16 protein-coding genes are annotated in these 8,658 nt (G+C 37.0%); all 16 read right to left on the bottom strand.

Annotation, left to right across the window (positions count from 1 at the left end):
- On the bottom strand, nucleotides 1–190 hold a 190-nt coding region (locus Q4D72_RS11805), incomplete at its 3' end, for an NAD(P)H-dependent oxidoreductase (RefSeq protein ID WP_303078123.1).
- Between the two features lie 92 nt (nucleotides 191–282).
- Nucleotides 283–408, bottom strand: coding sequence for a hypothetical protein (locus Q4D72_RS11800; protein WP_303078122.1), 126 nt, complete (start codon nucleotides 406–408; stop codon nucleotides 283–285).
- Entirely contained in the window at nucleotides 405–761 is a 357-nt protein-coding gene (locus Q4D72_RS11795; protein WP_303078121.1) for a DUF4260 domain-containing protein, read from the bottom strand. The genes Q4D72_RS11800 and Q4D72_RS11795 overlap by 4 nt, the downstream gene beginning before the upstream one ends.
- Nucleotides 758–961, bottom strand: a complete 204-nt coding sequence (locus tag Q4D72_RS11790; RefSeq protein WP_303078120.1) for a YdeI/OmpD-associated family protein — start codon at nucleotides 959–961, stop codon at nucleotides 758–760. The genes Q4D72_RS11795 and Q4D72_RS11790 overlap by 4 nt, the downstream gene beginning before the upstream one ends.
- A 23-nt stretch (nucleotides 962–984) precedes the next feature.
- Nucleotides 985–1,722 carry an SDR family oxidoreductase gene (locus Q4D72_RS11785; RefSeq protein ID WP_303078119.1) on the bottom strand — a complete coding sequence of 246 codons (738 nt, stop codon included), beginning with the start codon at nucleotides 1,720–1,722 and terminating at the stop codon, nucleotides 985–987.
- Between the two features lie 50 nt (nucleotides 1,723–1,772).
- Nucleotides 1,773–2,441 carry a class I SAM-dependent methyltransferase gene (locus tag Q4D72_RS11780; RefSeq protein WP_303078118.1) on the bottom strand — a complete coding sequence of 223 codons (669 nt, stop codon included), beginning with the start codon at nucleotides 2,439–2,441 and terminating at the stop codon, nucleotides 1,773–1,775.
- Nucleotides 2,442–2,568: 127 nt separating this feature from the next.
- Nucleotides 2,569–3,669: a hypothetical protein gene (locus Q4D72_RS11775; RefSeq protein ID WP_303078117.1), complete on the bottom strand. Its 1,101-nt coding sequence runs from the start codon at nucleotides 3,667–3,669 to the stop codon at nucleotides 2,569–2,571.
- Between the two features lie 22 nt (nucleotides 3,670–3,691).
- A complete protein-coding gene (locus tag Q4D72_RS11770) occupies nucleotides 3,692–4,039 on the bottom strand; it encodes a hypothetical protein (RefSeq protein WP_303078116.1) in 348 nt (115 codons plus the stop codon).
- 46 nt (nucleotides 4,040–4,085) lie between these two features.
- On the bottom strand, nucleotides 4,086–4,406 hold the full coding sequence (locus Q4D72_RS11765; RefSeq protein ID WP_303078115.1) for a hypothetical protein: 321 nt from the start codon (nucleotides 4,404–4,406) through the stop codon (nucleotides 4,086–4,088).
- A gap of 145 nt (nucleotides 4,407–4,551) precedes the next feature.
- Nucleotides 4,552–5,082 carry a hypothetical protein gene (locus tag Q4D72_RS11760; RefSeq protein ID WP_303078114.1) on the bottom strand — a complete coding sequence of 177 codons (531 nt, stop codon included), beginning with the start codon at nucleotides 5,080–5,082 and terminating at the stop codon, nucleotides 4,552–4,554.
- A gap of 11 nt (nucleotides 5,083–5,093) precedes the next feature.
- Nucleotides 5,094–5,477 carry a fluoride efflux transporter CrcB gene (gene crcB / locus Q4D72_RS11755; RefSeq protein WP_303078113.1) on the bottom strand — a complete coding sequence of 128 codons (384 nt, stop codon included), beginning with the start codon at nucleotides 5,475–5,477 and terminating at the stop codon, nucleotides 5,094–5,096.
- 5 nt (nucleotides 5,478–5,482) lie between these two features.
- Entirely contained in the window at nucleotides 5,483–5,896 is a 414-nt protein-coding gene (locus Q4D72_RS11750) for a hypothetical protein (RefSeq protein WP_303078111.1), read from the bottom strand.
- Between the two features lie 256 nt (nucleotides 5,897–6,152).
- On the bottom strand, nucleotides 6,153–6,704 hold the full coding sequence (locus Q4D72_RS11745; protein ID WP_303078109.1) for a hypothetical protein: 552 nt from the start codon (nucleotides 6,702–6,704) through the stop codon (nucleotides 6,153–6,155).
- 9 nt (nucleotides 6,705–6,713) lie between these two features.
- Nucleotides 6,714–7,316, bottom strand: a complete 603-nt coding sequence (locus Q4D72_RS11740; RefSeq protein WP_303078107.1) for a hypothetical protein — start codon at nucleotides 7,314–7,316, stop codon at nucleotides 6,714–6,716.
- Between the two features lie 145 nt (nucleotides 7,317–7,461).
- Nucleotides 7,462–7,854 (bottom strand): DUF2262 domain-containing protein, encoded by a 393-nt coding sequence (locus tag Q4D72_RS11735; protein ID WP_303078124.1) that lies wholly within the window; start codon nucleotides 7,852–7,854, stop codon nucleotides 7,462–7,464.
- 36 nt (nucleotides 7,855–7,890) lie between these two features.
- Nucleotides 7,891–8,658: SMI1/KNR4 family protein (locus Q4D72_RS11730; protein WP_303078105.1), on the bottom strand; the 768-nt coding region annotated here is incomplete at its 5' end.

The raw sequence follows: 8,658 nt of genomic DNA, 5'->3' as shown, positions 1-8,658 counted from the left end.
AAACTAAATTTCCGTGAGTTTCAACTAAGTTTTGTTCTTTTTGAACATCGATTTTTCCCTCAGGATATGCTTGATACAATCGGTGAATGGTGTAGTGATTGGGATATTTTTCTAATTCAGTAACCCAACATTTATGCACAGTAGAAGCCTCCATATCAGGATGAGCCACGATGATAAGTGTTTTTTTCATACGATTTCCTTTTTAAAAAATTAAACAATAATTTTACCTTGATTTTTGAAAAAAACAAGAAGTTATGATTACAAAAGTATAAAAATAGGGCGTTAATCGGCGTTTTTTGTGATAAAATAATTAAAATTGACGGTGTTAAATCCCTCGCTAATGCCAATTTTTCGGTAAAAGGCTTTACAATCCGCTGTATTTTTTGCGATTTTGATGGTTGGTTTCATAGTTTATTTCCAATTTTTCCTAAATGGGTGTTTTTAAAATCATCGCTGTATTTGAGTCCAAAGCCTAAGATTCTATCAAAAGCCGAATGAGCTAGTAGAATACCTCCTGCCATTACCAATTCATTCATATTAAGATAGTTACCTAATATAAAAACAACAACAGCCACGCCCAAATGATGGGCAAAATTATAGCAAATCGCACCGATTTTTGAATTGACTAAATAGCCCACCATAGACACATCAGGCACGAAGAATAGCACTAAAAACCACCACCATTCGTATTCTGATTGCCCAAACATCACAACGCCCAACACAAAAAGAGCGATGTATTCTAATTTTAAAAGTATTTTCATTGTTTTTCCTTATTTATTTTTTCCAATAACATATTGACCATTTTTTCCAAACGCTTTTCTTTGGTTTGTTGCTTTTTGGCTTCGTTTATCCATTTGATGTATTCGTTTCGGTGCGAAAGGGGCATTTTTTGAAACACAGCATATGCCTCAGGCACTGCTTTTAAAAAATTTTCTATATCGATATTAGGCTGATTTTCCATAAGTTACCTTTAATTTTTAGCGATTATAATCCGTTTTTCATTATGTTATAAGCCACTTTCGGAAAAATACGATGAATGAATTTAAGCAATTTGGTTTTACCGATATAAATTTCGTATTTATCTGATTTAAAACCTTTTATAAATTCGTCAACCAACTTTTCAGGGCTGATTTTTGATTTGCCACGCCCTTGGGTCATTGGCGTATCGATGAGTGAAGGCACGATTTCAAATACCTTAACAGGCGTGTTTTCTAACTGATAACGAAGCGTTTGGCTAAAACTGTGCAATGCCGATTTGGTGGCACAATACACCGAAGCCGTTTTTTTCGGTGCAATAAAAAGTCCGCTACTGACATTGACCACCGCCGAATTTTCATTTTTCAATAAAATAGGCAGTAAATTAATGCTTAATTTCATCGGAACAGCCAGATTTACAGCCAGTTCGTAATCTATTTTTTGAGTGTAATCACGCGCTTCGACAAATAAATAATTGTACTGTACCGCCGCATTGTTTATCAAAATGTTTAAATCAGGGTGATTTTCTTTAATAAAAGCGGTTAAATCGGCAAGGGCTTGGGGCTGGGTCAAATCGTGTGCAAAAGTTTCAATGTTGGGGTATTGATTTTTGATTTGAGCCAATTTTTCGGCATCTCTGCCTGTGATAATCACCTTATTATCAAGCTGATAAAAACGCTTTGCCAACGCCCAACCAATACCTGATGAACCGCCCGTAATTAAAATGGTATTGTTTGATAATTTCATCGTTAAATCCTTTAATAATGGACAAAGGTATGTAATTTTAGCATATTTATTTAAATTCTATCCTCAGTTTTGATAAGTGAAACGGTAGAAAACTCTCGTTCGACCCATTCACCCATTTTACTTTTTATATGCTCTTTTTTGGTTTGATAAGCTATCATTTCAAACGGAATTTCTTTTAATAACATATTGATTTTATGTTGATTATAATAAGTAAAACCGAACTGCGTAAAGGGTATTTTCTCCATAAAATTTTTCTCAATAAACGAAATGCTTAACCGTCCGCCCAACTTCAAAACACGATGTAACTCCTTCAAAAACAGCTCGGGAAATTCCCAAAAATAAATGGTGTTCACCGTAAATATTTTATCAAAAAAAGCCTCTGGAAACGGAATATCTCTTCCATTATATAGCTGTAAATCAACTAATTTATATAATATCCGTTTTTGATTTTCTATGATTGCCTGTTCGTACATTAAGGATGAAATTTCCAATCCGTGATAGAAAATAACAGGTGTTTTTTCAAATAAAAGCGGAATATGTTTACCATTGCCGTACCCAATTTCCAAAACCTTATCTCCGTTTGCAACATCCAAATATTGCAAGGCGTGTTGTATCATTGAAAGGTTGGTTTGATACATCATTTCAGCGATTTCCAACCCCTTTTCTCCCTGCGGATTTTTCAGTTGTGCAGCGAGTGTTTTTAGCTTTTCTATGTCCATAACTCCTATCAAATAGCTTATTTTGTGATAGTTACATTGCCTAAACGCTTATTTTTCAAATGGCTAAAATAAATGGGGCGGAAGAGATATATCTCTTCCCTACATTGATACGCAACAAATGGCATATTTACGGCAATTTTTTCTTAAACACTTCAAACAATTCAGGATTGATTTGCTTAAAGTTTTTCTTTAAATCCGAGCAGTCAAAATACCCTGCCATCACCACAAAATCATCGGTAGTTTTTAACTTAAATTCCTGTAAATCACGCTTTAATATTTTAGCACATTCTACCATCAATTTGACGGCGGTGCTGTATTTGTCATTTAATTCGGTTTGCTGATTGAACAAATCAAACAGGGCAATCGTCTCATTATCAAGGCTCATATCCAGCTGATGGCTATAATCGGCGACATTCCAAATAATATCGTTATGCGTCTTATTTTCAAGCCATTGACTTCGGTCAGATTCCGTACCAAAACCAATGGCCGGAGGCAACATATTTTGGCTAAAATAACTTAAATTAATGCAATATAACGGCTCATCAGGGGCATTTTTTTGGATATTTTCTTTTAATAAGGCAATCAGTTTTTCTTGCACAAGTTCGGTTAAACGCTTGTAAGACAGCTCTTTTTGTGGTTTTTGATACCACACATAATCGCCCTCTTTAATGGTGGCAAGTTGCCCAATTTCGTCATAATCATAAGTGTTGGTGCGGTCAAATTCATCGCCGTAATTGTCCACGCCCTGCCATTCTTTGCGGATAAGTTTGTCGTTGTCGTAAATAAACCGCTCAATCCAATGCCCATTTTCCTCAAAACAAGAGTAAATCGTCGTGAGCCGTGCCTTGTCATAGACATATTTTTTGATGTTAATCGGCTCTTTATCTTGCCCATAATCAAAATGATAGCTTAAAATCTCGCCGTCTTTTCTAAAATAAAAAGTTTCGTAAAATTGCTCGGCAAAAGAAGTCATTCCCCGATTGACGATGATTTCATTTTGGGCATTTACGCCGTATTGATGGGCGTATTGGCGATTTTTAACAGGTTCTTGTTTTAAAATTTTACCCTTTGCATAGCGATTTTGTTCAAACCAAAATGGTACTAAACTAAACATATCATTACTCGCCCAAAACCAACTAACCACTTCATTTTCAATTTGTTGTTTTAAAGTGAGATAATCGGCTTGGGCGGTGTCAAATAAGTTTTTTAAAGTTTCAATTTCTTTCATTGTTTTATATGTTAAATTGTTGTTATTTAGGTAATTGTGCGTTTTTGTATTGCTTGTACAGCTGATAAATAAAATCATCGGCGATTTGCAAGTATTGACCGGCGTATATCAGTCCTGCATCATCGGAAATATACCCTGCCAAATCGCTGTTTTGGGTGCGTGAAAAAACGAGTTTAAAGACATTTTCGCGTAGGCTTTTTTCATTGCTAATAAATTCAGAATCATTTCTTTGACTATTATAAACACGCTCATAGGCAGCAACCCAACGGCTGTCAAAATCGGGCGTTTCTCGGCAGCCGAGATAAGCATCAATACCACCTGAAAACCGGGCGATGGCTTGGGCGATGTGGGTGTAAATTTCGTGAGGCATTTTTTTAATTTTTTGTTGTGATAAGGGTTTGTTTTTACATTATTAACTAAAATAAATCACTGAATTTCAATTGCTTTTGAAATAATAAATCTTCTGTCTTGCGATAATCATCAGGAATTTGGACATACTGCGGAAATGCCTCCCAATAGCCCTCGCCGTGCAAAAATAACATTGCCCAATGCCACGCCTCCTCGTGAAAAATCAAATCCCTAAAAGGTTGGTTGTCTGATTCATACGGAAATTTTGTAAGCGTTTCGATTCGAGCTTTTTCAGGCGAAAATTTTCCGTAACGGATTAATACCCAAGCAAAAAGATAGCGTAATTCATCAAGACTTTGGGCGTACTCGGTTTCTGTTAATTTATTCATTTTAAAATACTTTCCGCAACAAAAATAAGAAGATTTACCGATTTTTTGCACTTACTTTGGCAAAGTTCAAAACTTTGCCAAAGTTGTAGCGAAATGATACGCAATAAATTGCGTATTTACAGGCAGAGCCTCGACAGGCGGTTTTTCACTCAAAATAGCCCTTCACTTCCTTCCAAATATACGCCCAAATGCTGTCTTTAAAGGCGAGAATTTCATTTTTTCTTTGGATGAGTTCGGGCAATAAAACAGCTTGATTTTCTTGCATTTGTGATTTTTGCTCAGCGGAATAATTTTCGCCTTTTAGCTTTAAATTGTCAAACAGCAAAGTACATAAAGCACTGGCAATCACCGCTTTTTTGGGTTGGGACAGATTTTTATCATCGAAAAAGGAAAGCAACAAAGGCAGGTTTTCCATTTTGGCAAGAAGTAAATCTTCGTCTTGCTGACTAAACTGATAATCAGGGTTTTCACTCCAAATTTTCAATAATTCGGCATCAATTTTCGGAATGCTGTGCGACACCGAATCGGTTTTCGTACCACCACAGCGACTGCACGGCGTTCGTTTCCAGTATTTTTCAAAATCCAGCTCGAACGCCGCCGTGATTTTGTCCAGCGTAAAATCGTCCTTGTTGCCGCATTTGCAAATGCGTGTGAGGATATAAGTTTCGTGGGGCATTTTTCTTAAATTTAAGTTAAACTATTTTTAATAAAAAATCCTAAAAAACAAGCCAAAATTCCTGCCAAAACACTGATGGCGACATACAAAAAGGCGTTAAAAAAATCACGCTGTTGCATCAGTTGTAGGGTTTCAAGCGAAAAGGCTGAAAAAGTGGTAAATCCTCCTAAAACGCCTATTGCCAAGAAGTTATAAAGAGACTCAAAATCAGGCTTTTTACTTAAATAAGTCGCCACAAATCCCATTAAAAAACAGCCGATGAGATTCACCGCCACGATGCCAATGGGAAATCCTGCGATTTTGCCGTATTTGGCATTCACAAACAGCGACAAGGCAACGCGAAGCATTCCTCCGATGCCACTTCCCAAGCCTACGAATAGCAAAAGTTTAGTCATTTTTGTTAATTTAAGATATTATTTTGAAAAAGACTTGTATTTTCAGCCAAAATCGGACGAATATCATAACCCAATGCGGATAAATACGCCATTCCGTCTTGTATTTTGGTGGTGTTGTTACCCGTCCAGCCGTTTTGTTTCCCTAAAAGAATAAACTGGCGTATGTATTTGGTTTCGTGAATATTAACTCGTGTCGTGCTTTGCGTATTGGCGTTGTACAAATCCGTTCCTTTTAGGCTAAATCCTGCGTAAAGATCGTATTTACAATGAAAATCAACCACCAAAGGCGTGGCTTTACAGCCTTCCAAAAAGATACGCAACCGCATAAAAGACGGAGAAGTTTCCATTTGAAAATTGTCGGTAAAACGGTAGTAATACACATTGCCCTCCACAGTGATTTTCCGTAATTTATTTTTCATAAAATTAAGTTATTTATTAATTTTACCTAAATGACTATTCTTGAAACCTTTGCCAAATAGCACATAAGCATCTTATTGTAGGGCAAAGATACATCTTTGCCGTTTATATTTTTCGTTCGTTTGTTTTTTTGGCGGAACGATGTGGCGGAACGGATATTCACATACCCCGCAGTGCGGACTTTGTTCCCTACATTGATACGCAATAAATTGCGTATTTACGGCGGAATGAATTCGGCGGAAGCGATATATCGCTTCCCTACCACGGTTCAACAACTTTAATTTGCAATTTGTGCTTGTCTATCAGCGCTTTAAGTTTGTCGGAAATGTACCAATCCGTTTGGCTGAAACGGTCTCGGGCGATAAAAAATTCAGGCAGATTTTCATTATAAACCACATTGTCCATAGTCGCCAAAAAAGGCTCACCGTCAATCATTTCGGCATCGGATTTTTCGTAGTCAATAATGTCCAAATAGCGGTTGATTTTCGCCACAAAAAAGCCTTTGCTGGTCGTTTTTGCCTTAATTTCAATGGGATAAAAAGTGATTTCATCGCCGATTTCTGCTGATAACAATTCCACGAATTTTTGCGAAAAAATGGGTAGACTCACAAACCCTTCTAAAAAATCTACTTTTTCTAAATCGCTGTCTTTCACGCCCGTATCGGCTTCACCCACCAATTTCATATATTGCAAAAACTTGCCGTCGCCATCAGGAAGCACAAAATAGTCAAACATACGGTCTGCACTCGCCTTGACCGTTACATAAACGCACTCGGCGCGTAATTTGGGTTGTAATTCGTACAGTTTCATTGTTTTAGCTTATTTTTGAAATTTGTCGGAACGGAGTTCGGTTACTTGTTCGGTAATGATTTTATTCATATCACGCTCTAAATCAGCATTTTTGTCAGTAACCGAATTGGCAATTTTCACACGAATTGCCTGAACAAAAACACCCAAACGCATTATTTTTTCATAGTTTTTATCATTGCCCGTAATTGCCTTTTTGATTTGCTCTTTTCTTACATTTAAGTCCTTTAGTGACAATATGTTAGGTAAATAATTTTGATAAATTTCTTGAGCTTCTTTAACGGAAGTTTTGAAATTGGCAATTTCTAAAAATCGCTTTTCAATCGCTTGTTTTTGTGCTGCACTTGCGTTAGGAATTTCGTAACAAAGGCACAGCATTTCCTCAGTGTTTGCCCACGCTGGGAGGTTTTCCAAAAACGGAACTTGGATTAATTTTTCAAAAAATAATTGTATTGCTTCGTATTTTTCCGCAATAAAAAAACGGGTTAAAAGTCCGCTTAACCACATTCCGTCTCGCTGAATTTTAAACTTTTGTATTTTTTTAAGTTTTTCCCACAGCGCCATTTGCTCCTCTCCTTGGCAGTGACTTTCCAATTCTTTTAGTAATGTTTGCATATTTTTCGTTCAATTTTTGGTCGAGAGCCTTGACACGCAATTTTTTGATTTGTAGGGCAAAGATACATTTTTATGATGGAATGATATATCCGTTCCCTACATTGATGCACAATAAATTGCGTGTTTACGATGAAAATCACCCTTTTTATGTCAAAATATCGCATTCATCAAAATTTTCGCCATTGCTAGTGGAAGCCATCCAAGTGAAGTCCTCCAAAATGCCCTTGTAAAAGAACAAAACGAAATCGTTGCCCACAACCGAAATTTCGTCTAAAACCAGTTGATTTTCAAAGGAATGTGTATCTAATTCAGGCTCGTCATCTTCGCGGATTTCATCGTTGTAAGTGTCCAAACATTCTTCCGTTAAGAATTTTTTCGCTTTGGCATCGAGCGTTATCAGATTGGAAATCATCTCGTTAGCAACTTTTAAAGTTTCCTCAATGGGCGACCCATCAGGCTCTAAAACCAAAGTTACTTCCTTGCCATTGTACGAAATACTCGTTTCGTAATTGCCTGATTCTCTTTTTAATTCGTCAATTGTAATTACTTTTATTTTTCATAAAATTATTTTTTACTAAATCATATCCGATAGGCGTTCTATTTCAAAAATGCCGTTTAGTTTTTCCTGCAAAGTTGGAACGATTTTCTCATTATAAATATTGATTAACAGGCAATTAGCATCAATTTCCGGAAAACGGAGGGCGGTTTTTTCGGCGTAATTTTTTAGCTTGTCAAAATTGTGTTCTCCCTCTCGGGCAAACGCCAACGGCACGGCATTCGGACTGAAAAACAGCCAATGTCCACCAAATTTCGCTTTGTAACTTTCATAGCCGTAATCGGAACTATCCAACATTTCAAAATTTATATCTAATTGATTTTTAACGATTTGAATTGCTTCTTGCAATGGTTTTTGCGTTTTTAGCACATACAAATCGTCCGTGTCCAAAACCAACATTTTTAAAAATTCGTCAAAATTATCAGCGATAACTTCCTCGCTATCGTCCTGAATATCTATGCAAATCACGGTTGGTTCTTCGGCGTTTTTGCGATAATCCAAACAGAAATAATAATGTCCATCACCATCAAAGGCAAGTAGCCCGTCCAGCGGAAAAGTAATGTGTGCAACCACCTCTTTATCAAGGGTTTTACCTAAATCTATCAGACACGGATACCGCTCACCAACGCCCCAAAGTTGCATCGGAGGCGTTTGAGAAAGTCCGTAACGCGTGTAACCGCCGTTTTGTTCTTTCAGCAAGACAATCAAGCTGTTAGGTGGTCGGAAGCCTGTTTTCGTTTCAAAATCCGCCACCATCGCCTCGGTCAAAGGCTCGTGAACATAGGG

It is taken from the genome of Capnocytophaga sp. (assembly GCF_030532915.1).
Taxonomy (GTDB): domain Bacteria; phylum Bacteroidota; class Bacteroidia; order Flavobacteriales; family Flavobacteriaceae; genus Capnocytophaga.
This window is presented reverse-complemented; position numbering and strand designations above follow the sequence as displayed.